Consider the following 24,077-nt stretch of genomic DNA (forward strand, 5'->3'; position numbering starts at 1 on the left):
TTATGAAAATACTATATTATTTTGAAAACAAACCAACCTTAATGGATCAATGGCAAACTTATCATTTTTTTTCAGAATTAAATTCGTACGGTGTTGAAATTGTTGTATTCAGCCCACTGATTTTTGAGTCATTTTCGGAGGCTAACTTAGCACTTTTAGATTTCTTAAAAGAAAATAAAGTTGATTTATTTATGACTCCTTATAATGAAGATAAAATTTTCATAAGTACTTTGATAGCAATAGATAAGCTCAATATTGCTAAATTGCTAATTTGCTTTGATAACTTAGTTGTTCCATTCGAACACAAAACCGTGTGCTCTTATTTCGATTTGGTGTGGTTAACATCAAAAGAAACCGAATATTTATTTCAACAATGGGGTGCTAACACTATTTTTTTGCCGTACGCAGCAAACCCAAGCTTGTTTAAGCCATTAAAAATAAGTGAAATAAATAAAGTTTGTTTCATTGGCACACCATACGGTAGCAGGGTGAATACCTTAAACATGCTTGTTGAAAAAAATATACAGGTTGATTTATATTCTAATTTCTTAAAGAGTAAAAGTTTACCTTCAATTAAATCGAATCCGAGTATGCTAGATTATTTAGGGCCATTTTTTAATTTAGCGCGATTCTCTTATGGAAGGAAAATTATAAAGGGCGCATTAAAACAGAAGTTGTTGAGAACAAGTAATCTCGCTGTTGATAATGAAAATATTACTTTTAAATCACCAGTTCCGCTCCCTGAATTAGGTGCTGTATATTCATCTTATTCGCTATCATTATCAAGTACTGCAGCACGTAATACTGGAGTATTAAAAAAACCACTCAATATTATTAATTTAAGGAGTTTTGAAATTCCAATGGCAGGTGGTCTTCAAATTTGTCCTTATACTGATGAACTAGCATCATATTTTAAGGAAGACGAAGAAATTTTGTTTTATCATTCATCGGAAGAATTAATCGAGAAATCAAATTATTATCTTGCAGAAGACAATTTTGATTTACGTCAAAAAATAAAAATTGCAGCTAGATTAAGAGCTGAGACTGACCATTCTTGGAGTGCACGATTCGAATGTGTATTTAATCGATTGGATATTCATTTCCCTAGAGAAACCTTTAATGGGTAAGAAGCAGTTATTTATTAATTTGAGTTCTACTATTTTAGCATTTAGTACTTCTCTTTTTATATCATTTATTTTGACACCATATTTGATTAAACATTTGGGCAAAGAAGCGTATTCTTTTTATCCAATGTCGAATAATTTTATTGGATATATTACGATTTTAACTTTAGCATTGAATTCAATGGTTGCTAGGTTTATGAGTATATCTTACAGTTCAGAAAATTATTTTGAAGCTGATTGCTATTTTTCCTCTACATTCTTTTCTAATGTATTTGTTGTTCTGATTATATTTTTTCCAATTTCATTTTTTGTTACTTACTTAGATTGCTTTTTAAATATTCCTACTGAAATTTTGTTTGATGTCAAACTTCTTTTTTTCCTCGTATTCCTAAGTTTGCTGATTAATTTGGTAAGTTCTGCTTTTGGTGTTGCCACCTTTGTAGCCAATCGCCTAGATCTAAAGGCTGTAGGTGATCTCACTCAAGGAATTTTAAAAATATTTCTATTCTTTTTCTTATTTTATACTTATGAGGCTTCAATAGTCTTCATTGGTATAGTAGCTGTTATATTAAGTTGTTATAATCTTTTTGTTCAACTTTATTTCAAAAATAAGTTACTTCCAAATTTATCTCTCTCTTTGAGAAAAATTAGAATTAGCTCAATCGTAACGTTACTTAGTTCCGGTTTTTGGAATGTAGTAAATTCTTTAGGGATGTCACTTCTGCTCGGGATGTCTCTGTTCATGACTAACTTTTTTATAGGAGCTCAAGCTGGAGGTGATCTTGCAATGGCGTTGATGCTACCGGCTTTTGTTAGCGGGATTATTACAATGATTGTTTCAGTCTTGTTACCTAGGATGACGAATATATACTCTAATAAAGATTCTGAAAGCTTGATAAATGAGGTATTGTATTCACAAAAGTTATTGAGTTTGTTAACAACAGTACCTATCTCACTATTAATTATTTTCGGTGAAAAGTTTTTTATGCTTTGGGTGCCAAGTGAATATTCTGATGTTCTACCAGTTTTATCATTTATTTTGTTGTTACCTTTGTTTGTACATGGCAATATGTGGAGTATTTATAGTACTAATATTGTACTCAACAAGGTGAAAACTCCTTCGCTTTTATTGTTGTTTTGTGGTTTTTTGAGTGTGTTTTTTATCATTATATCCGTTAGTTTCATTAGTAAAAGTGTTTACGTGATCCCCATTGTGACTACTTTCATAAGCATATGTTATTACTTGTTTTTTATTCCATTTTATGCGGCTAAGCAAATGAGTGTTAGTTTATTTACTTTTTATCCAAGTATAATTAAGTCTTTCTTTTTTTTAGTTATATTTATATATATTTCCACTTTAATTTTTGATTTTATTTATGTGGGCAGTTGGTCGGATTTCTTTGGCTTTGGATTAATATTTGCTATTTTGGGTTTTTGCATGCATTTATTAATTATATTGAGTAAGAATGAAATTCTTCTTTCTTATGAGTTTCTTATTAAGTTTATATTGAAAATTAATTCGAGAGTGAAAAATGTTTAATGATAAAATTTTGTTGATTACTGGCGGTACAGGTTCTTTCGGCAACGCGGTACTGGAGCGCTTTCTTGACACTGATATTAAAGAAATCCGTATTTTCTCCCGGGACGAGAAAAAGCAGGATGATATGCGCAAAAAATATAACAACTCCAAATTGAAGTTTTATATTGGCGATGTGCGCGATTATCAAAGCATTCTTAATGCTAGCCGTGGGGTGGATTATATCTACCATGCTGCAGCACTTAAGCAGGTACCGTCTTGTGAATTTCACCCAATGGAAGCTGTGAAGACCAACGTATTGGGCACTGAAAATGTCTTAGAGGCCGCTATTGCTAACCAAGTTAAGCGAGTGGTGTGTTTAAGTACCGATAAAGCGGTGTATCCCATCAATGCCATGGGTATCTCCAAGGCGATGATGGAAAAGGTAATCGTTGCTAAGTCTCGTAACGTCGATCCTAATAAAACGGTTATTTCAGCCACGCGTTACGGTAATGTGATGGCATCTCGTGGTTCTGTGATTCCATTATTTTTACGTCAAATCATTAATGATCAAGCAATTACAGTAACAGACCCTAACATGACCCGCTTTATGATGACGTTGAATGATGCTGTTGATCTCGTTTTACATGCCTTTGAACATGGTTCAAATGGTGATATTTTTGTGCAAAAAGCCCCCGCTGCTACCATTGATGTTCTTGTAAAAGCATTGCTAAAAATCACTGATAAACCTAATCATCAAGTTAATATCATTGGTACACGTCATGGTGAGAAGCTCTATGAAGCTTTATGTAGCCGTGAAGAAATGTTTGTCGCTGAAGATCAAGGCGGTTATTACCGAATTCCGTCTGACAATCGCGACCTCAATTACTCTAAGTACAATGAGGAAGGCGAAAAAGATTTGTCTGTTATTGAAGATTACAATTCACACAATACTGAGCGTTTAGATGTGGATGGCATGGTCAAGCTGCTTCATAAGCTGGATTTCATCGCAGATATTGAGGCCGGTAGCCTAGTAGTTCCCGAGGGCGTGTAAATGAAAATTGTTGTCACTGGTGCAAAAGGTTTTATTGGTAAAAACCTCTGTGTCATGCTGCGTGAGCATGGCCATCAAGACATTGTGGAAGTCGATCGTGAAACATCTCGAGAAGAGCTTGCACAGTTTCTCAGGGAGGCTGACTTTGTTTATCATTTAGCTGGTATCAATCGGCCAAAAGACGAAACAGAGTTTCAACAAGGGAATGCAGATCTTACATGTTTTATTGCTGAAAAATTAAAGCAGTCTAACAAAAAAGTACCATTGGTAGTGAGTTCTTCAACTCAAGCTGAACGGGATAATGCTTATGGACAAAGTAAGCGTTTAGCTGAGCAAGCGGTTGAACAATATGGTATAAATACAGATGCCTCTTATTATATTTACCGATTTCCTAATGTGTTTGGTAAATGGTGTCGTCCAAACTACAACTCTTTTGTGGCCACTTTTTGTTACAACACGCTTAATGACTTAAATATCAGTATTAATGATCCCTCGGCTCCAGTAACTTTGGTTTACATTGACGATGTTTGTCATAGTTTAATTTCGCTTCTCGACGGTTCCTCAGGTAGCGGTTTTAAGCGTGTATTGCCAGAGTATCTAACCACAGTGGGTGAGGTTGCCGATCTATTAGGTGCGTTTAAAGATAGTCGTGATAGTTTGATCACTGAAAATGTGGGTTCTGGTTTGTGTAGAGCACTTTATTCCACTTACCTTAGCTATATGTCACCAGCACAATTTAGTTATGCCATTCCTAGCTATGGTGATGAACGTGGTGTTTTTAGTGAAATGCTAAAAACTAAATATGCTGGACAATTTTCGTTCTTTACTGCTCACCCAGGTATTACTCGTGGCGGTCATTACCATCATACAAAAAACGAGAAGTTTCTTGTAGTTAAGGGAAAAGCACTATTCAAATTTGAACATATTGCGACTGGTGAGCGTTATGAGTTGCAAACTGAGAGTCGCTCTCCTCGAATAGTTGAAACGGTTCCTGGTTGGTCACATGACATAACTAATATTGGTGATGAAGAAATGATCGTAATGCTGTGGGCTAATGAGATCTTTGATCGTGAGGCTCCCGATACGTTTGCCAAGCCATTATAATTATTCTAGAGAAAGCAAAATGAAAAAATTAAAAGTAATGTCTGTCGTTGGTACGCGCCCTGAAATTATCCGTTTGTCCCGTGTATTAGCAAAATTGGATGAGCACTGTGAACACATTTTGGTTCATACGGGGCAAAACTACGATTTTGAGCTCAATCAAGTGTTTTTTGACGATTTAGGCGTACGAAAACCGGATTATTTCTTGAATGCGGCAGGTAAGAATGCTGCGGAAACCATCGGGCAAGTGATAATTAAAGTTGATCAAGTTCTTGAAGAGGTGCAACCAGAAGCGATGCTTGTGCTTGGTGATACTAACTCTTGTCTCTCTGCTATTCCTGCAAAACGTCGTAAGGTGCCGATTTTCCATATGGAAGCAGGTAATCGATGCTTTGACCAACGAGTACCTGAAGAGACCAATCGTCGTATTGTCGACCACACGTCCGATATTAATCTTACGTACAGCACTATTGCCCGTGACTATTTGTTAGCTGAAGGTTTACCTGCAGATCGTGTCATTAAAACCGGTAGTCCTATGTTTGAGGTGTTAAATCACTATATGCCTCAAATAGATGGATCTGATGTTCTTGCTCGTTTAGGTTTACAGAAAGGTCAATTCTTTGTCGTTAGCGCGCATCGTGAAGAGAATGTCGATTCTCCTAAACAACTAACTAAGTTAGCAGAAACGTTAAATCGGGTTGCAGAGCATTACAATCTGCCTGTCATTGTCTCAACTCACCCACGTACTCGTAATCGAATTGAGGCACAAGGGTTAGAGTTTCACCCAAACATTCAATTATTGAAACCACTTGGTTTCCATGATTACAATCACCTGCAAAAAAATGCAAAAGCCGTGCTTTCTGATAGCGGCACTATTAACGAAGAATCTTCAATCATGAATTTCCCTGCGTTAAATTTACGCGAGGCGCATGAACGACCAGAGGGTATGGAAGAAGCATCGGTTATGATGGTCGGTCTTGCGGTTGAGCGTGTTATGCAAGCTTTGAATATTTTAGAGTTTCAACCTAGTGGTGATGAAAGATTGCTAAGAAGAGTTCAAGATTACAGCATGCCAAATGTTTCAGACAAAGTTGTGCGAATAATTCATTCTTATACCGATTATATTAACCGTGTTGTTTGGAAGATGTATTAATGCGGATTCTGTTTATCAGCCAGTTGTTTGATCCTGAGTACTCAATTAAAGGTTTGGAACTGATGAAACATTGGGTTAATCAGGGGCATGAAGTCGAAGTATTAACAACTTTCCCCAATTACCCTACTGGCAGAGTATTTGATGGTTATAGTGTTAAGTTTAAAAGTACTGAACTGTCCGGTGGCGTTAAGATTACTCGTCTTTGGTCGCATATTTCTCACTCAAAATCAAAACTTTCCAGAGCGACAAGTTATTTAAGCTTTACTTTTATGGCGTTATTCGCTGCTTTGCTTGGTAAAAAAGCAGATCTAGTTTATACCTATCACCCACAGTCTACGACAGGTTTAATTGGTATTGCGATGCGGGTAATACGTGGGACACCTTATATTACTGATGTGCAAGACTTATGGCCTGATGCATTGATTGCAACAGGAATGAATAAGAAAAGCTTTATTGTAAAATTAATTGGTAAGTGGTGCGATGTTATTTACAGGAGAGCATCGCAGGTGATTGTTTTATCTCAAGGTTATAAAGCTGCGTTAATAGATAGGGGCGTTAAATCTGATAAGGTGACTGTCGTTTACAACTGGTGCCCTGAAGAGAAGTTAATTGACAAAGTATTAGCGCAACAATGCCCAATTAATCATTTGACGACAATGCCTGCCCATATATTGTATGCCGGAAATATGGGAGCAGCTCAGTCATTAAGGACATTGATAGATGCTGTTTCTACTTTTAATCGAGATGACGTTCAGTTGACTTTGATTGGTGGTGGCGTTGAAAAGCATGACCTTCAAAAACATATTCTTGAACTTAACATTGCCAATGTTGATATTAAAGATTATGTACCTCCTAACAAGATTTTTGCAGTACTGTCAGAAGCAGATATTTTAGTAGTCCATTTACGTGATGCACCATTATTCAAAATAACGATACCGTCTAAAACTCAATCATCCTTAGCGATGGGGAAACCTATATTAATGGCAGTTGGCGGTGAAACTAACGCATTATTAGAGTCTGCAAATGCGGGGGTGACAGCTGAACCAGGCGACGTTAACTCTATCATATTAGCGATCAAAAAGCTGTTATTAAAACGTGAGCAGTGGGGTGATATGGGGAATAATGCGCGTGATTTCTATTTAAAGAATATGTCGATGTCAATTAATTACGCGAAGCTCGATAGTGTGTTAAATATGGCTGTAGAAAAAAAATGATCATAAGAGATGCGACGCAAGAAGATATATCAAAAATAGTGGAAGTTCATAGAAATGCCTTCCAAGGTTTTTTCTTGACAACTCTAGGCCGTGGATTTTTAACAAGGCTGTATGAAGGTTTTCTATTTAAAAATGATGGGATATTGCGGGTTGCAATTGCTGACGGAGAAGTTATTGGTTTTTCTGCTGGTACTACAACTCCAGAAACTTTTTTTGCTGAGCTTCGGCGTGATAAATGGCTTAGTTTTTTGAGAGCTGCGATACCTAGGCTTATGCTCAATCCTGCTGTAGTTATAAAGAAACTTTATCATGCGCTTTTTTATAAAGGGGATCCTATCGAGTCGCTGGAATCTGCTGCATTGTTAAGCAGTATTGCTGTTGATCCGAGTTGTACTGGAAAATCGATAGGTAAAGTTTTACTAGAAGATTACGAACTCCAAGTTAGCCAAAGAAGTAAGCTTGAATATGTTTACTTAATAACTGATAAGTTTGGCAATGAGAGAGTCGTTAATTTTTATAAGAAGTTACAATATATCCAAGACTCTGAATTCTGCCAGTCAGGCAATAGAGTTATGCTCCGTTTTATTAAGAAAATAATTTAAGAGGCTGTAATGTCTAGAAATTTTTTACCCTTTGCGCTGCCTGAAATAGGTGAAGAAGAAATTAATGAAGTTATTGATTCACTTCGTTCTGGTTGGGTGACTACTGGTCCAAAGGCCAAGCGTTTCGAAGAAGAGTTTACTGCTTTTTTGGGGTTAAAAGGGCTTGAATCAATAGCTGTAAACTCTGCTACATCTGGACTTCATCTTGCTCTCGAAGCTGTCGGTGTTGGCATTGGTGATGAAGTAATTGTTCCTACTTATACTTTTACTGCGACTGCAGAAATTGTGCGTTATTTAGGGGCGACACCTATCATGGTTGATGTAGACCCTACGACCTTTAACATGACAAGTAAAAGTTTTGAACAAGCAATCACTGAACGCACAAAAGCTGTTATTCCTGTGCATTTTGCTGGTTTAGCCTGTGAAATGGATCCAATTATTTCCGTCGCGAAAGAATACGGTATTAAGGTTATTGAGGATGCTGCTCATGCATTACCGACACTCTATAACGGTAAATTGATAGGCACCTTAAGCAGTGATGTTACAGTCTTTAGCTTCTATGCTAATAAAACCATGACAACTGGTGAAGGCGGTATGGTTGTAACCGCAGATCCTGAAATTGCTAAGCGATGCAAGATAATGCGATTACATGGTATTAGTCGTGATGCATTCGATCGCTATACTTCAACGAAGCCAGCATGGTCTTACGAAATTGTTGCGCCTGGTTATAAGTATAATATGCCGGATATTGCAGCGTCTATTGGCATTCATCAACTTAAGAAATTGCCAGCTTTTCAAATTAAGCGTCAAGAAATGGCTTATTTCTATAATGATGCACTTAAAGATTTACCAATTGAATTGCCGGCGTTGCCTTCTGAAAGATGTTCACATGCATGGCATTTATATCCCATTAGATTGAAAGCTGAAGCGAATATTTCACGGGATCTTTTTATTGAAAAAATGTCTGAGAATGGAATAGGCTGTTCAGTACATTTTATACCCTTACATTTACATCCGTATTGGCGTGACACTTATAACTTAACTCCTGAAATGTTCCCTGTAGCACAAGGTATTTTTGAATCTGAGGTTAGTTTACCATTGTACACAAAGATGACTGATGACGATCTAGTACGCGTTGTTTCTGCTGTTAAATTGGTGCTTTCAAATGGCTAAAAGATTGTTTGACGTTGTGTGTTCCTTGCTTGGGCTTATTGTGCTTTTGCCGTTATTTTTGATTATCGCAGTGTGGATAAAACTGGACTCTAATGGGCCTGTTTTTTTTCGCCAAGTGAGAGTTGGCCTAAATGGTGTCCCGTTTCGTATCCATAAATTTCGTACCATGGGTTTAAATTCAGAGTCTGTCGGACGATTAACGGTTGGAAATGACTCTAGAGTCACTCGTTCGGGGCAATTTTTGCGCAAATTTAAGATAGACGAATTACCGCAACTTATTGATGTTTTTATGGGCAATATGAGTTTAGTCGGTCCTAGACCAGAAGTACAAGAGTTTATTGACTGTTACCCAAGGGAGGTAAAACGAGAAGTTCTATCAGTGAGACCAGGTATTACAGATCTTGCTTCAATAGAAATGGTTGATGAAAATGAAATTTTAGCGAAATATAGTGATTCTAGAAAGGCTTACATTGAACAAATTCTTCCTATTAAACAACGGTATTATGTTAATTATGTAAGAAATAATAGCGTATTAATAGACATCAAGATTATTTTCAAAACAATTTTCAAAATTGTTAATCGGAAGTGAGTGTAAGCGCTCAAACTCAACGTGAGTTGATACAAGCTAGAAGTGTTAGTAAGTTTGTATGTCTTTTGGTGATTAAAGTAGGCCGATATGGCCTCTTTATTCTGAAGCTAACGCTAGACGTTTAGCGTTTTTCGTTCCTTTATCGAATTTGGATAACTGCTTCAAGGGGCTTTCATTTAGGCAAGTGAAACATGAGTATTCAAAGACATTTTTCCGCGCCGATGATCTTGAACAGTGAAAGAGACTGCTTACCAGTCTTGCAGATTGCAGAGTTCTCGCTGCAGTATCAAATTGCGTGGGGCACATGAAGTTAATACTATCGTAGTGTTGTTCGATTTTGCTTGGTGTAATCGAGCGTTTGTACTCTGCCGATGAGGTACGGTACTTCTAGTGAGCTTGGTTTTATTCCACTCGATAACACTAAATTTAAATATTTTTAGAAATTAATGCCGTGAAATGTTGTATCCCAACTAGACTACGCGCAGTGTTGCATTTTAAATCCATATTGGGTGCTATAGAATGGGGTCCTGATTTATCGGGTTGTGTCGAGTTAACGACATTGTAGTTGGTTAAATTATGAAGAACATGTCATTGGAGCAAAAGATGGAATTTTTGCAATTTTTATTTTCATTAAAACGGTCGCAAAAGCGTTTACTTAGTGTAGTGTTCGACTCAATGTTTTTGCTTTTTGCCTTTTGGCTTGCCTTGTTTGTTCGTGTTGATAACTTGGCAGTATTAGTCAATATCCAATACTGGGGGCTTATTGCTTTAACAATCCCTGTGAGTATTGCGGCGTTTATATGGTTGGGGCTGTATCGCGCAGTGCTGCGTTATATCGGTTCACATGCATTTACCGCAATAGTTGCTGGGGTTTTCACGTCTACAGTTACTTTGGTTTTGCTTGCCTACTACGGTGAGGTTGGTCTGCCTCGCACTGTACCTTTTATTTATGCTGCTTTTGCTTTGGTTTTTGTTGGCGGGGCGAGATCGCTAATGCGTTCACTGGTGGGGGCAGGAATTAATCGTCGTGGTGAGCCCGTGGTGATTTATGGTGCAGGTGTCAGTGGTCGTCAAACCGCAATTGCCCTTGCGCAAAGCCATGAATATCATCCTATTGCCTTTGTTGATGATGATGAAACTTTGCAAGGTACTGTCATTCAAGGACTGCATGTACATGCGCCGCAAGAGCTACGTAAGTTAATTAAGCAAAAAGCGACTACCCGTGTATTGTTAGCTATGCCTAGTGCTTCGCGTTCACGTAGGCAAGAGATTATTAGTCAGCTTGAACCACTTACGGTAAAAGTGATGACCTTACCCGCAATGGCAGACCTTGTTAGCGGGGATAAATTATTTAGTGATGTAAAAGAAGTTGAAATCGAAGATTTACTGGGCCGAGATTCTGTTGCTCCAAGACAAAATCTTTTGACCGCTAATATTAAAAATAAAGTGGTGATGGTGACTGGGGCAGGAGGCTCGATAGGCTCCGAGTTGTGTCGGCAGATTTTAAAGCAGACGCCTAAAAAGTTAGTGCTATTTGAGTTATCAGAATTTGCGTTGTACTCAATTGAACGTGAGCTTTCTGCCACAGCCCATGATTTGGGTATTGATGTGAAAATCTTACCTATTATGGGGTCTGTACAACGTGAGAATCGTGTACAAGCGGTAATGCAAGCCTTTAATGTACAAACTGTTTATCACGCCGCGGCCTACAAACATGTGCCTTTAGTTGAGCATAACGTGGTTGAAGGGGTTCGCAACAACGTATTTGGTACCTTGTATACTGCTAGAGCAGCAATTGCAGCAAAAGTTGAAACCTTTGTATTGGTTTCTACCGATAAAGCCGTGCGTCCCACTAATATTATGGGTACCACTAAGCGTATGGCTGAACTGGCATTGCAGGCGCTATCTAAAGAGTCGCACCAAACACGTTTTTGTATGGTGCGTTTTGGTAATGTGCTGGGTTCTTCTGGATCTGTTGTGCCTTTGTTCCGTAAACAAATTGCCAATGGTGGCCCTGTTACTGTAACTCACCCTGAAATCACCCGCTTTTTTATGACGATTCCCGAAGCATCACAGCTGGTTATTCAAGCTGGCGCTATGGGTAAGGGTGGTGATGTGTTTGTGCTGGATATGGGCAAGTCGGTTAAAATCGTTGATCTGGCCGCGAAAATGATCCGCTTAAGTGGTTTTGAGGTTAAAGATGAAGATCATCCTAATGGCGATATTGCGATCGAGTTTAGCGGCCTGCGCCCTGGTGAAAAACTCTACGAAGAATTGCTTATTGGTGATGATGTCACTGGGACAGACCATGAACGTATTTTGACGGCTAATGAAACATTTTTGCCTTGGATCCAATTAGAGCACATCCTTAATCGTTTAGATAAAGCTTGCCATGAGTTTAACCATGAGGCGATTCGTGAAATTTTGCTCTCGGCCCCTACGGGATTTGCACCAACAGATGGTATTTGCGATCTAGTCTGGCAGCAAAAGAAATTGTCTAAACCTGTTGATGTTAAAGCTAAAGTGGTTACTTTGGTTTCTTAGTTTAGGTCATTTTTTAAAAGCCAAATCAGACCTGATTTGGCTTTTTTCATTTATAACTGTTTTTAAGGATGCAGTATGTCTAGGAAGTATTTTGGTACCGATGGTGTGCGTGGCAAGGTGGGTACATTCCCCATTACCCCCGATTTTGCGATGAAGTTAGGTTGGGCGGCTGGCACTGTGCTGGCGTCAACGGGTACTAAAGAAGTGTTGATTGGCAAAGATACCCGTAGTAGTGGTTATATGCTTGAGTCGGCAATGGAGGCGGGATTTTCAGCAGCAGGAGTCAATGTGGCTTTGATTGGCCCTATGCCAACACCCGCGGTGGCGTATTTGGCGTCGACCTTTAGGGCTGATGCTGGCGTAGTGATCAGTGCTTCCCATAATCCTTATTACGACAATGGCATTAAGTTTTTTTCAAACTCAGGTACTAAGTTAAACGATGCACAAGAGCTTGAAATTGAAGCCTTATTAGAGCAGGCACTGCACCAGAATGCGATGCAGTGTGTGACCTCTGAAAAGCTGGGTAAGGTACGCCGCATTGATGATGCCGCAGGCCGTTATATTGAGTTCTGTAAGGGCACATTTCCAAATCATTTGTCTTTAGCGGGATTGAAGATTGTTGTCGATAGCGCCCATGGTGCTGCCTATCATATCGCGCCCAATGTTTACCGTGAACTTGGTGCTGAGGTGATTAGCATCAATGACAAGCCTAATGGTGTGAATATTAATGATCACTGCGGGGCGACGCATTTAGACAGTTTGCAGACTGCGGTAATGGTGCATGAAGCTGATTTAGGTATTGCACTCGATGGTGATGCCGATAGGGTGATGTTTGTTGACCATAATGGCCATGTGGTCGATGGTGATGAGATTTTATTTATTCTTGCCCTGGCTGCCTACAGCAAAGGTGAAATGACGGGTGGCGTGGTTGGTACCTTAATGTCAAACCTAGGTTTAGAGCTGGCGCTTAGACAAATGGACATTCCCTTTGTGCGTGCAAAGGTTGGTGATCGTTATGTTGTCGAGCAGCTTAAAGAAACGGGATGGCAATTGGGTGGTGAGGGTTCAGGGCATATTTTGAGTTTAAAGCATGCCTCTACTGGTGATGGCATCGTGGCATCCCTGCAGGTACTTAAAGCCATTTTAGAGTCAGGTAAGCGTTTAGCCGAACTTAAAGCGGGGATGACTAAGTTGCCGCAGGTACTTATTAATGTGCGTTTAACCTCTGGCAGTGCCGACAGCATTTTGGCTAAAGATAGTGTTAAGCAAGCCGTGATTACCGCAGAGGAAGTATTAGGTAACCAAGGTCGAGTGTTGTTGCGCAAATCCGGAACAGAGCCCTTAATTCGAGTGATGGTGGAGTCAACGGATAATCTGATGACACAGGCTCAAGCAGAATATATCGCGGATGCGGTACGAGCGGCGTAAAGCGGGCGCTTCGCTTACGGCCTTCGGCCGCGAGACTCTAGGGCGTTGCTACGCAACTGCTAGGACGCACTCTGCTAGAGTCTAGGAACTCCGTTTTACAGCTGCAGGTTACAGGACGGGCTGCGCCCTGACGGTGAGTGAGCTTGCGAGCGTTCCATAATCCTTCTCTTTTCTGTCATTCCCGCGAACGCGGGAATCTATATCGTCTTCGACTAATAACTTAAGTTTGACTTCGTCATTCCCGCGAATGCGGGAATCCATAGTAACGTGTTTTCATTTGGTGGCTTAAAGCGTTGTGATTCAAAGCCAAAAGCTGGATCCCCGCATACGCGAGGATGACGGCGATAGAAGCTAGGACAGCCTTCGGCCCTAAGATGCTCACAAGCTCGCTCTAGAGCGCCATTACGTGGCTCTAGAATCTACGGACGCCGCGATGCGGCTGCGGATAACGGCGCGTAGTAAAGCTACTACGGAACGTCACTTCGTGACTCACGGTTTACGGATGATGGTATAAAAGCTGGATCCCCGCGTCGATAACTGCTCCTGCATTCTTTCTAATTAAAGCATTCTACCTCCTGCATCTGACCACCATGGAGGGTGGACATATCACATTTTGTATGGAACAAAACTGACAATGCAGTCGTACGCGAGGATGACAACATAAGGGGTGAGGATGGCAACATAAGAGGTGCTAGGATAACAGCATAAAGAGTAGAGGGCGATTAGCTTTTTCCGTAACCTGTACTCCTAATCCGTCCTCCGTAAGCGCAGAGTTCCGCCAACGGTGAACTAAGTGTTCTGCAATCTAGAGCGTAGTTTCGCAGCACTTTGTAATCTTAGTCTTTACGACTGGTGCAGGTGGTAAGACAGGGATAAACTGCTATCCCAGAATAGCGAGAAATTAAGGAACATTTTATGAATGAAGAAGTCCGTTGGCGGCAGCGATTTCAAAACTATCTTAAAGCACTGGGGCAGTTGGTTTCAGCATTGTCTCAGTATGACGAACACGCTGAAGCCTTGATAAAAGAAGGCATTCTGCAGCGATTTGAGTTTACCCATGAGCTGGCTTGGAAAGTGATGAAGGATTATCTTGAATATGAGGGACATCAAGGTATTACGGGTTCTCGCTCTGCCAGCCGTTTATTTTTTTCGTTGGGTTTAGTTACCGACGGACAGGTGTGGATGGATATGATTGAAAGCCGTAATCGTACAGTTCATACCTACGATGAGCAAGTGCTGGAGCAGGAGTTTGCAAAGGTACAACAGGCTTACGCGCCCGCCTTGAGTACTTTTGCTACGCGTATGCAGGCATTTTTATGAATTTTGGTTTACCAGAATCAACGTTGCTAAAGATGCAAGGTGTTTTTGCCCGTCACCCAGAAATTGAGCAGGTAATATTGTATGGTTCACGGGCGAAGGGAAATTACAGGCCAGGCTCAGACATTGATCTAACCTTGCTGGGCCCCGCAGCAGATATCACTGTATTACGGCAGGTATTACTGGAACTGGACGATCTAAACACACCTTATTTAATGGATGTTTCGCTGTATCATCAGATCAAATCGGATGAATTGAAAAACCATATAACGTCTTACGGTAAGGTGTTTTATCTGCGTAGCTGCTAGAACGCCACTTGCGTGGTTCTATAATCTAGACTCTAGTAGCGAAGTGCTCTAGCTTTTACGGACGCCGCCTTGTGGCTACGGAACGTCACTTCGTGGCGCGAGAATCTAGGACATTGCTACGCAACTGCTAGGACGCACGCTGCTAGAGTCTAGGAACTCCGTTTTACCGCTGCAGGTTACAGGACGGGCTGCGCCCTGACGGTGAGTGAGCTTGCGAGCGTTCCATAATCCTTCTCTTTTCTGTCATTCCCGCGCACGCGGGAATCCATAGTAACGTGTTTTCATTTGGTGGCTTAAAGCGTTGTGATTCAAAGCCAAAAGCTGGATCCCCGCGTTCGCGAGGATGACGGCTTAAAAGCTGGATCCCCGCATACGCGAGGATGACGACATAATTGCTGGATTTCCGCATCGATAACTGCTCCTGCACTCTTTCTAATTAAAGCATTCTACCTCCTGCATCTGACCACAATGGAGGGTGGAAATGTCGTATTTTGTATGGAACAAAATTGACCATGCAGTCGTCCGCGAGGATAACGGCGTAAAGGGTGAGGGTGACGACATAAGGGGCGCGAGGATAACAGCATAAAGAGTAGAGTGTTTATTAACGGGATTAAGGTGTTTTTTCGATAGCCGCATAGATGATTCTGTAGGTTAAAGTGCTTGTTGCCATATTTGGCTATGTGATTGATGGCACCAATTGTGTATCCTATGTTAACAGGATGTCCATAATAAAGATTATGATGAAATTGTCAGATGAACAGTTATTGCAAACCTTTTTATTGCTGTGCTATCCCCAAACACCCGCTGAAACGCTGGCAGCCAAGCTGGCTGATGGTATTAATGAAGAGCGACTAAAGTGGTTGATTAACCGCCATCGAGTGTGGAATTTGGTTGCTGCGGTAATCTCAAAACTCGACTCTCAATTTTTTTCCACAGATTTTAGACAATGGTTGCAAGGAGCTAGTGCTCGCCGGCAGCAGCAGACACTTTTACAATTCAAAGTGCAATCAGAACTCGCTAAAGCGTTGGATGAAATTGGCGTAAAGTACCAATTTTTTAAAGGAATTGATCTCAGTTTACGACTGTATGGCGATTTAAATGGCCGTTATTCGAGGGATATTGATTTATTAGTTTCTGATTCAGATGCGATAGCGGCTGAGCGTATCTTAATTGACTATGGCTATACGCCATTAAATGATGCATTTACAGATACTGCGCCTGGTCAAGTGATTCGTGGATCCTTCTTTAAGGACAAAAGTTATCAAGCGTCAGGCTTGTCTGTGATTGAGCTGCATACCCGTGTTAATAATGAAGATACTGCCTTTTCTAAGGCCGTGACTGAAGCTTTGTTGGCGGGTGGGCAACCCCTCAATGTGCTTGAGTATCTTTATCTCTGTGTTCATGCGATGAAGTCCAATTGCCATCGAGTTAAGTGGTTGATTGATTTAGCTTGCTATTACGAGAAGCTTAATCAGCAGATGCCAAATTGGCACGCACAAAAGTGGCGAGAGGCAAAAAAGTTTGCTGTCGTTCGCCAAGTTATTGCCTGTGAGTATTTAATGGCGCAATGCCTCGGTATTACTGTTGAACCGAAACGCTTTATCGGATTACAAAGTTATAGCAATTGGGTGATGGGCACTTGGTTGGATGAATACAGTTCACTGATTTCATTAAAGAGGGTGGGGTTACCTATGTTAATGAATGGCCAATTCGAGCATAGGCTGAAAGCAATTAATCTATTGTTGTTTTGCCCAAACGATGCCGATGTGGCATTTATCAATCGCTATGCCTCCGGTGATGGCCGCCTGCTTAGCCTGTTACTTCCCTTCAGAAAACTCTCTCGATATACCAAGAAAAAATTATTAGGGGCCTAGTTGCAACAGATGAAAACAGTGATTCAAAAGATCAAGGCTTTTGGGGCAAGAGAACGCTTTTATCAAATCGGATTTTTACCCACTTGGTTGCTACTTGGGCTCGCTAGATTAGCAGTGTTGCTGTTTCCGTTCGCTCGAATTGCCCCGCATTTGGGCGTGCCTATAGCTTGTGATAATAAAGATGATTCGCTGCATCATCAGAGGGATAGGCTCACGAGTGCAGAAATGAACCGCGCGCGCCAGATTTCGCGTTTAGTAGTGAATACGGCTCGTTATTGTCCATGGAAGGCTAACTGCTTTGCGCAGGCTATCGTTGCCCGGCTGTTTCTCAGATGGCATGGTTTGCCGTATCGTTTGTACTTTGGTTTACGCCGAGACGATTCCAGCCTTAAAGCGCATGCTTGGGTTTGTTGTAGTGCCATTTTCGTTAGCGGTGGCAATGGGTTTACACACCACACAGTGGTTGGTTGCTACGGCTCTGAGTGTCATGCCCGTATAGAGGCGAAAGGTTAAGTGCTGAATAAATTACTCATCCGCATCAAGTCCATCTTGCTGAGAAGACGTCCGCTTTTTCGCTATAGCTGGCGTTATTTATTACCTTGTGAGGGTTATATCGCGGTGCATCGTCAGGTGATGCTGCGAAGTCTTAAGCATCGGCCCTGGTTAATCTGTGTATTTGCTTGGTCATTGTTGACATGGTTTTTATGTTGGCATTGGGTGGTGATGTACCGCGCAATGCGTCGATTCAGGCAACAAGCGGTTGATGCCGGTGTGCCCATTTGGCAGCAGGTGACGGGATTGCTGGCGGCGGGTTTAGGTCAGGGCATTTCGGGATTCGACTATTACCACTTTAAACTCTATCGGGTGGCACCAACGCATTGGTGGCGGTATGTGTTTGATTTTCAATTGCCCCATTTTCATCATGCCTTTCAAACGCATCCCATTAGCCAAGCTTCTCGGTCGTACTTAAGCTGTAAAGGTATTTTTGCCGAGCGATTAGCGGCGGTGGGCGGTCATCCCGTTGCCACCATTGCGAATGTTAACCTGCAAGAGCATTGGCCAATCGAGGATTGGTTAGTTATGGCTCCTAAGATATTTATTAAGCCAGAGGGTGCCTCGCGCAGTCAGGGCTGCGTAACAATATCAAAACCTGAGCAGTGGCGATTTGAATATGCTGAAGCTATCTATGAAGGTGCACAAGGGCTCGAATCGCTGAAATATCGCCTACCTATGGGAGAGTATCTTGTTCAGCCCTTACTCGAACATCACCCTACAATGGCGAAATGGCAACTGAGTGATAAAACTATCACCTTAAGAATCGTGAGTGCTATGGACGAGGGGGTATTTACCCTTGTCGCCGCTAACCTGGAACTTAATGACGATACCCATAGGCGTTTTAAGGTGTTTGCCGTTGATTTGGTTAACGGAACCGCCGTGTTGGATGCAGAGCATTGTGCGGTGTTGGGTTGGGAGTGCCATGAAGCTAAGGTGAGTCTGCCCCATTGGACTGACGTTTTAGCCGAGATTGAGTTGGCTCATCGATTGTGTGCGGATGTGCATACTGTGGGTTGGGATGCCGTGATCACGCCTAACGGTGTTGTGTTATTAGAGGGAAACCTCAACTGGGGGATCAATACATTACAAATCGTGCGTGAAGCCCCTCTATTGCCCTTGTTGTGTCAGTCTAGTCCCGTGTTTTTGAAATCGATGTCCTAGGTCGTTAGCTGAGCATCATAACGATAGCAACTGGTTGGCGATGGCCTTTCCATAATCTGTTAAGGATGAAAAATTCCCGAGTTCAGGCAACTGCATTGTGTAGCTTTGGCATTGATGTTGAAGCCGTTGGTTTAACGAAAAGAATGATGGTTCATGGCCAAATACGCGTATGAGTCGAGGGCGATAGACACTTTGACGCAAGCGTTGAAAGGCTTCAAGTTTTCCGATAGCTGAAATGTGAGCGTGTGCGTTATTGGTTCTTGCAGGGGCTAAAAAGAGACATTTGATGATTGGCATGGGTGTGTGGGCAAATTGATCCTCTGGTATATCCCAGCCAAATTTTCCGATACCGGGCGCGGTATTCGATAGTGTTGAAGTGTCAATGCCGAGTGTATGAAGTTGTGGTTGTGATAGCTTTAAGCGCCGATGAGCCGGTTGGATCTGTAAAACTCCATCCTTGTCTGCTTGCAAGGCCACAATGTCGTCGGTAAACACCGACAGGTTTGCGAGCAGCATGGCGGTTGCCAAGGTACTTTTACCCGAGCCGCTATCGGCTAATACGACAATGGCGCCTTTATCGGTTGCAATGGCCATACCGTGAAGGGGAATTTGTCCGCGCAGATGTAATAGAGTCCCAAGCCCTGAGCCTTGTATGGCGGTAATGGTATGTGCCTGACTCAGTGACGGATGAAAATCGAAGAGGATATTGCCTTGTTTTTCGATAAGTAATTTACCGAACAGAGGTTGATTTAATAGCACTCTATGACCATCAAACTGTAGCTTTTGATTGGGAGAAAATGCTGCCGACAGTATATCGGGGGCGGCACCACGCAGGATGGAGACTTCTGCCTGAAGAGGACTTTGTCGTGCTGGCAAGGGGAGTGATGTTGCGACATTCATGCCGTATATGCAATAAACAAGCTCTTGGGGCACTTTGCTCTCCAATGGATAGAATCGAGTGTTAATAACGCAGGATATGATAACTGAATATGGATCTAATAGAAAAAACAACATGTTTGCTTCAGTATGCTGAGCTGGGCCGAAAGGGTGGTGAATGTTAATGCCAGCGACTTTATCGTCAGTTAGAGCTTATTTAGCCAGCCTATGGCAAACGGTTCCTAAGCTGTTGCTGTTGGCTTTTGGTTTATTGCTATTGGGGAGTTTTACCGAAGGTATAGGTATTTTGATGTTGGTCCCCGTGGTCAACTTGATGTCCGATCCGAGCCAGACCCTTCCCCCTTGGCTTGCAAGCTTGCCGGGTGTTGATCGGGAACTCATTTCCCTCAAGGTGATTTTGCCATTCTTTTTAATCTTGTTGTTAACGCGCTCAGCGTTGGTCTATTGGCGTGAGATGGCCATGACGCAGATACGGCTCCACACCACAGATGAACTGAGAAAAACATTATTTGAATCTATGTTGTATTCAACTTGGTCGCAAAGAATTAATTCTCAGCAACATCAAGAGCTTGAGCAGCTGACAAATGGTGTGAATCGTGTCGGTATGGCCACCTTTTATATTTTAAAAATGCTGACGACAGTGATTTTACTTGTCGTTTATGCCGCCGTATCTATCTTGATTGCACCCTTGGCGCTACTTATTGCCTGTGCGGTCGGGGCAATGGTATTGCTTATGTTTCGTCGTATTTTTAAGCAGGCGGCGGCATTTGGTATGGGACTGACTAACAGTAATAAGCAGTTATACCAGCGCGTGATGTTTTTTTTAAACGGGATGAAAACCGTTAAAGCCTGTGCGTATGAGCCACAACAGCTCGATGCCTTTGTGCTAAGCCAGCAAGAGTTACGGGAAAATCAGCAAGCCTATCAGCATAAAACCGCCTTACAGCAGTTAGCTTTTCAAGGGGTGAGTGCAACTCTGTTGTGTCTGCTGGTGTATCTGGGGTTTGAGGTTTGGCAACTTGGGGTCGCTGAGCTTATCGTGTTAATCGTTATGTTTAGTCGTATGATGCCAATGCTGTCTGACTTGCAAGGCAACGCACAACGTTTATTGCATATGCTATCTGCCTTTGATGATATTGAGCATGCCATCGCCAGTAATCGACAAGGTTACGAAGCCAATCAATCGAGTCAGATTGCTTTTCCACAAGCTAGCTTAGCATTCGATAACGTCAGCTTTGCCTACCCAGGGCGTGAACCTTTGTTGAAAAACAGGACAATTGAATTCCCCCTTAACAAAATAACCTTACTGAAAGGCCCATCTGGTCAAGGTAAAACAACGATCATCGATATACTGGCCACCTTGTTAACGCCAAGTGAGGGGGCCGTGATGCTAGATGGTGTGCCTCTTGGTGTTAGCGCGCATCATTCATGGCGCCAGCAAATAAGTTATCTGTCGCAAGAGCCATTTCTGTTCGACGGCAGTATTCGAGACAATATTTTGTGGGGTGAATATTATTCCGACGATGAGATATGGCAAACATTGCAGCTGTGTTGTGCCGCTTTTGTGGCGGATTTACCATTAAAGCTCGACACTGCCGTTGGTGAGCGAGGCGTGCAATTATCGGGTGGTCAGCGTCAGCGCTTGGTATTAGCCAGGGCGTTAATCCGCAAGCGACCCTTGTTGATCCTCGATGAAGCGACTAATGCGCTCGATAGTGAAACAGAAAAACAGATTTTTTTAACATTGCAACAACAGCGGCACGTAATGACGATAGTGCTTGTGAGCCATAGCGAACAAGCAGAGGCTTTTGCGGATAAGTCTATCTCGTTATCAGTACCATTTTAGCCGTGCTTGTTTGCATCAAAAGATGAATTGGTCGTCAGTTGGTAAAGGTTTAGCCCTTGAATTTTACAGGTAATTAACCATTAATTCACGTTTTGACTTGCAAACCTCGCTATACTTTGTGAAGATTAGCCCACTCGGATTTATCATCTTTTGGAATTACAATGCATTTGACGATAGCTCTTTGCTGTTGATTGAGCGCGTCGAAAGCTGGCATTTAAATTGTTAGTACATAGTTAAATAGGGAGTCACCTAGATGCAACAAGATAATATGGACAAAAGCGGCCTAGCGGTAGAAAAAACGGTAAAAGCTGCTTGGTCAAAGCCAAAGATTGAAGTGATTGACGTTGTTGCTACTGAATCTAAAGCTACCACTCCTGGTGAAGCGGGCCTGTCGGGACCGTCTTAATTAGGGACAGTATTTAGTCATGGAACTTTATAGCCAGAAAAGCTCACTGAATGTGGCGCCCATGGGCGATGAACTGGTGATGATGGATACGTCTCAAGGTCAATATTTTGGGCTTAATTCGCTTGCGAGTCAGATATGGTCGTTGTTAATAACGCCAAAGTCTATTGATGATCTTGTTGTTGAACTGATGTCTATATTTGATGTGACAGAAGAGGAATGTCGAGCCGACACTGCTCTTTTTTTGCAGCAACTAGTCGATAAACAATTGGTAAAAGTGACAACAGCTGCTTAAATCGCAGCTGTTTTTTTATATAAGGTTGACCAGATCCCTGTGTACTATTCTCTGTATAATTTGACCATTGATAGTGACTTCGTTCTTACAAATTTACCTTATTTCCAAAAAAGTCACCCTGCAAATATTTCCATAAAACAAGTTGATAAACTGGATGTCGATGTATCTCTCATGAATCAAGTTGGCGCTTACTGTTGGCTGAGTTCGTCAAGCTTTCTGTTATCTATTCCTCGATTGGCTGATTTTTATGTGCGCGATGGGCAGTCAATTGCGGTTGCTGTTGCCGACGATGCAGATATGGCGCTGGTGATCACTTACATTCAAGGTTATATGCTTGCTGTTGTGATGCAACAACGTGGTCAGCTCGTTTTGCATGGTACTGTTTTGCAAAAAAATGGCTGTGCTATCGCTGTTTGCGGTCATTCCGGCAGTGGCAAATCCACGTTGGCGGCAACCTTATTGACCCAAGGTTGGCAATTGGTATCCGATGACGTATGCGTTTTTGATACTCACGGGAAAGTGCTTCAAGGCTGCCATGCGCTTAACGTCTGGCCTGATATTGCTGAGGTGTTACAGCTATCTGAGGCTGAGCCATTTACTGCAACAATGGCAAAGTTACAGTATGTGCCGCAAGTTTCAACAACGGGGAATAACGGGGCTAATGCAAGGTTAGGCGCATTCCCATTAGTGGCTGTCTATTGCTTAAGCGAAGAGCAAGATGATGATCAAAGTGACACGTTGGAAGAAGATGTTTTCGCTGGCGCATTGAGTGAATTTAAGGGGATGCGTAAATTTGCACCGCTAAAAGCCAATCGCTATCGGACTCAATTCGCGACGGCGATGGGGCAAGATGCCTTGTTTATGCAGCAGTGCAGTGCCTTTTTAGCCAATACTCCCGTGTATGGGCTGAGTCGCGGTAAAGCAAAACTGTCATTAGCCAATCTTCACGCATTGAGTGACCTTATTAGCGATTCATTCGAGGCCTTGGTTTAGTGATGCCTACAGGTATTTTCTGGCTCGCCTCTTACCCCAAATCGGGGAATACTTGGCTGAGAAGTTTTATTTTTGCCATGCAAAACCAATCTAAGGCCGATTTCACTACCATTGATATCAATCAATTGCAAACGGGCGCGATTGCCAGCAGCCGACACTGGTTAGAGAATGGTTTGGGGGTGGAGCTTGATTTACATTCAACGGAAGACATTGAGTCATACCGCAGCGATGCTTATCGCTTTATCCATAGCCAATTGACTGAACCTACTTACCATAAAATTCATGATGCCAATCATCTCTGCGTGTCGGGTCAGCGTTTGTGTCCAGCCGATGCCTGTGCTGGCGCGCTGTATGTGGTACGTAACCCCTTTGACGTGGCGATATCATTTGCGAATCATATGGGCGTTTCGCTTGATAGGAGCATAGAGATGATGGGCACCGCTGATTTTGCCCTGCTGGCAAATGATAAAAAATATCGGCCACAGGTGCGGCAACGAATGGGAACCTGGAGTGACCATGTTACCTCTTGGGTCGACAGTGACTTGCCAACCTTGTTAGTGCGCTATGAGGATATGCTGAGCAATTCACTCGTTAGCTTTACTAAGGTTAGCCAATTTTTGCATTTACCCGCTGATGAAACGTCGGTCAAAAAAGCCATTGCCATGTGCCATTTTAATAATCTTAAAAAGCAAGAAGATAAGCATGGTTTTAAAGAGCGGCCTGTGAAATCAAAAGCGTTTTTTCGAAAGGGGATCGTAGGGGATTGGCAAGATACCTTATCTCAGTCTCAAATCGATAGGCTGATCATCGACCATGCAGCCGTGATGCAAAGGCTCGGATATCTTGATGACAAGATGCAAATCACGCCACTGTGTTATCCCAATGAAATGTGTTATCCCAATAAAATGTAGCCGCCACTTAAAGGAAACT

The 24,077-nt window shown here is 42.0% G+C and carries 23 protein-coding genes; 21 read left to right on the plus strand and 2 right to left on the minus strand.

Going from position 1 to position 24,077, the window contains the following annotated elements; genetic code table 11:
- Positions 1-2 precede the first annotated feature (2 nt).
- The 11 genes from COW15_RS15530 to glmM all read left to right on the plus strand — a co-directional run bounded on the left by COW15_RS15530 (position 3) and on the right by glmM (position 13,498).
- On the plus strand, positions 3-1,127 hold the full coding sequence (locus tag COW15_RS15530; protein ID WP_293633449.1) for a glycosyltransferase: 1,125 nt from the start codon (positions 3-5) through the stop codon (positions 1,125-1,127).
- A complete protein-coding gene (locus tag COW15_RS15535) occupies positions 1,120-2,664 on the plus strand; it encodes an oligosaccharide flippase family protein (protein ID WP_293633451.1) in 1,545 nt (514 codons plus the stop codon). The genes COW15_RS15530 and COW15_RS15535 overlap by 8 nt, the downstream gene beginning before the upstream one ends.
- Positions 2,657-3,694 carry a polysaccharide biosynthesis protein gene (locus COW15_RS15540; RefSeq protein WP_293633453.1) on the plus strand — a complete coding sequence of 346 codons (1,038 nt, stop codon included), beginning with the start codon at positions 2,657-2,659 and terminating at the stop codon, positions 3,692-3,694. The genes COW15_RS15535 and COW15_RS15540 overlap by 8 nt, the downstream gene beginning before the upstream one ends.
- Complete coding sequence (locus COW15_RS15545; RefSeq protein WP_293633455.1) at positions 3,695-4,798, plus strand: capsular polysaccharide biosynthesis protein CapF; 1,104 nt, start codon at positions 3,695-3,697, stop codon at positions 4,796-4,798. It abuts the gene before it with no gap.
- Between the two features lie 19 nt (positions 4,799-4,817).
- Positions 4,818-5,948 (plus strand): UDP-N-acetylglucosamine 2-epimerase (non-hydrolyzing), encoded by a 1,131-nt coding sequence (gene wecB, locus COW15_RS15550; RefSeq protein WP_293633457.1) that lies wholly within the window; start codon positions 4,818-4,820, stop codon positions 5,946-5,948.
- Positions 5,948-7,162 (plus strand): glycosyltransferase family 4 protein, encoded by a 1,215-nt coding sequence (locus COW15_RS15555; protein ID WP_293633459.1) that lies wholly within the window; start codon positions 5,948-5,950, stop codon positions 7,160-7,162. The genes wecB and COW15_RS15555 overlap by 1 nt, the downstream gene beginning before the upstream one ends.
- Entirely contained in the window at positions 7,159-7,764 is a 606-nt protein-coding gene (locus COW15_RS15560; RefSeq protein ID WP_293633461.1) for a GNAT family N-acetyltransferase, read from the plus strand. The genes COW15_RS15555 and COW15_RS15560 overlap by 4 nt, the downstream gene beginning before the upstream one ends.
- A 9-nt stretch (positions 7,765-7,773) precedes the next feature.
- The gene (locus COW15_RS15565; protein ID WP_293633463.1) at positions 7,774-8,937 is read left to right on the plus strand and encodes a DegT/DnrJ/EryC1/StrS family aminotransferase; all 1,164 of its coding nucleotides are present in this window, start codon (positions 7,774-7,776) and stop codon (positions 8,935-8,937) included.
- Positions 8,930-9,526, plus strand: a complete 597-nt coding sequence (locus COW15_RS15570) for a sugar transferase (protein ID WP_293633465.1) — start codon at positions 8,930-8,932, stop codon at positions 9,524-9,526. Before COW15_RS15565 ends, COW15_RS15570 begins: the two co-directional genes overlap by 8 nt.
- Before the next feature lie 603 nt (positions 9,527-10,129).
- Positions 10,130-12,070 carry a nucleoside-diphosphate sugar epimerase/dehydratase gene (locus COW15_RS15575; protein WP_293633467.1) on the plus strand — a complete coding sequence of 647 codons (1,941 nt, stop codon included), beginning with the start codon at positions 10,130-10,132 and terminating at the stop codon, positions 12,068-12,070.
- A gap of 75 nt (positions 12,071-12,145) precedes the next feature.
- Complete coding sequence (gene glmM / locus COW15_RS15580; RefSeq protein ID WP_293633469.1) at positions 12,146-13,498, plus strand: phosphoglucosamine mutase; 1,353 nt, start codon at positions 12,146-12,148, stop codon at positions 13,496-13,498.
- Positions 13,499-13,606: 108 nt separating this feature from the next.
- On the opposite strand, the gene COW15_RS15585 is transcribed toward glmM, so the two are convergent.
- Positions 13,607-13,759 (minus strand): hypothetical protein, encoded by a 153-nt coding sequence (locus tag COW15_RS15585; RefSeq protein WP_293633471.1) that lies wholly within the window; start codon positions 13,757-13,759, stop codon positions 13,607-13,609.
- Between the two features lie 654 nt (positions 13,760-14,413).
- Here COW15_RS15585 and COW15_RS15590 point away from each other — a divergent pair.
- The 5 genes from COW15_RS15590 to COW15_RS15610 all read left to right on the plus strand — a co-directional run bounded on the left by COW15_RS15590 (position 14,414) and on the right by COW15_RS15610 (position 18,713).
- The gene (locus tag COW15_RS15590; RefSeq protein WP_293633473.1) at positions 14,414-14,818 is read left to right on the plus strand and encodes a nucleotidyltransferase substrate binding protein; all 405 of its coding nucleotides are present in this window, start codon (positions 14,414-14,416) and stop codon (positions 14,816-14,818) included.
- The gene (locus COW15_RS15595; protein ID WP_293633475.1) at positions 14,815-15,123 is read left to right on the plus strand and encodes a nucleotidyltransferase domain-containing protein; all 309 of its coding nucleotides are present in this window, start codon (positions 14,815-14,817) and stop codon (positions 15,121-15,123) included. The genes COW15_RS15590 and COW15_RS15595 overlap by 4 nt, the downstream gene beginning before the upstream one ends.
- A gap of 740 nt (positions 15,124-15,863) precedes the next feature.
- Positions 15,864-16,997 (plus strand): nucleotidyltransferase family protein, encoded by a 1,134-nt coding sequence (locus tag COW15_RS15600; RefSeq protein ID WP_293633477.1) that lies wholly within the window; start codon positions 15,864-15,866, stop codon positions 16,995-16,997.
- Between the two features lie 9 nt (positions 16,998-17,006).
- Entirely contained in the window at positions 17,007-17,510 is a 504-nt protein-coding gene (locus COW15_RS15605; protein WP_293633501.1) for a lasso peptide biosynthesis B2 protein, read from the plus strand.
- Positions 17,511-18,713 carry a sugar-transfer associated ATP-grasp domain-containing protein gene (locus COW15_RS15610; RefSeq protein WP_293633479.1) on the plus strand — a complete coding sequence of 401 codons (1,203 nt, stop codon included), beginning with the start codon at positions 17,511-17,513 and terminating at the stop codon, positions 18,711-18,713. It begins immediately after the preceding gene.
- Positions 18,714-18,728: 15 nt separating this feature from the next.
- Here the strand turns inward: COW15_RS15610 and COW15_RS15615 are convergent, their stop codons facing one another.
- Positions 18,729-19,646 (minus strand): hypothetical protein, encoded by a 918-nt coding sequence (locus tag COW15_RS15615; RefSeq protein WP_293633481.1) that lies wholly within the window; start codon positions 19,644-19,646, stop codon positions 18,729-18,731.
- Between the two features lie 127 nt (positions 19,647-19,773).
- On the opposite strand from COW15_RS15615, the gene COW15_RS15620 reads away from it, so the two are divergent.
- The 5 genes from COW15_RS15620 to COW15_RS15640 all read left to right on the plus strand — a co-directional run bounded on the left by COW15_RS15620 (position 19,774) and on the right by COW15_RS15640 (position 24,058).
- Entirely contained in the window at positions 19,774-21,456 is a 1,683-nt protein-coding gene (locus COW15_RS15620; protein ID WP_293633483.1) for an ABC transporter ATP-binding protein, read from the plus strand.
- A gap of 253 nt (positions 21,457-21,709) precedes the next feature.
- Positions 21,710-21,862 carry a hypothetical protein gene (locus COW15_RS15625; RefSeq protein ID WP_293633485.1) on the plus strand — a complete coding sequence of 51 codons (153 nt, stop codon included), beginning with the start codon at positions 21,710-21,712 and terminating at the stop codon, positions 21,860-21,862.
- Positions 21,863-21,923: 61 nt separating this feature from the next.
- Positions 21,924-22,154 (plus strand): PqqD family peptide modification chaperone, encoded by a 231-nt coding sequence (locus tag COW15_RS15630; protein WP_293633487.1) that lies wholly within the window; start codon positions 21,924-21,926, stop codon positions 22,152-22,154.
- Between the two features lie 171 nt (positions 22,155-22,325).
- Positions 22,326-23,147, plus strand: a complete 822-nt coding sequence (locus COW15_RS15635; RefSeq protein WP_293633489.1) for a hypothetical protein — start codon at positions 22,326-22,328, stop codon at positions 23,145-23,147.
- A gap of 2 nt (positions 23,148-23,149) precedes the next feature.
- Positions 23,150-24,058: a sulfotransferase domain-containing protein gene (locus COW15_RS15640; RefSeq protein WP_293633491.1), complete on the plus strand. Its 909-nt coding sequence runs from the start codon at positions 23,150-23,152 to the stop codon at positions 24,056-24,058.
- Positions 24,059-24,077: the final 19 nt, after the last annotated feature.

The organism is Shewanella sp. CG12_big_fil_rev_8_21_14_0_65_47_15, from assembly GCF_002783505.1.
GTDB lineage: Bacteria > Pseudomonadota > Gammaproteobacteria > Enterobacterales > Shewanellaceae > Shewanella.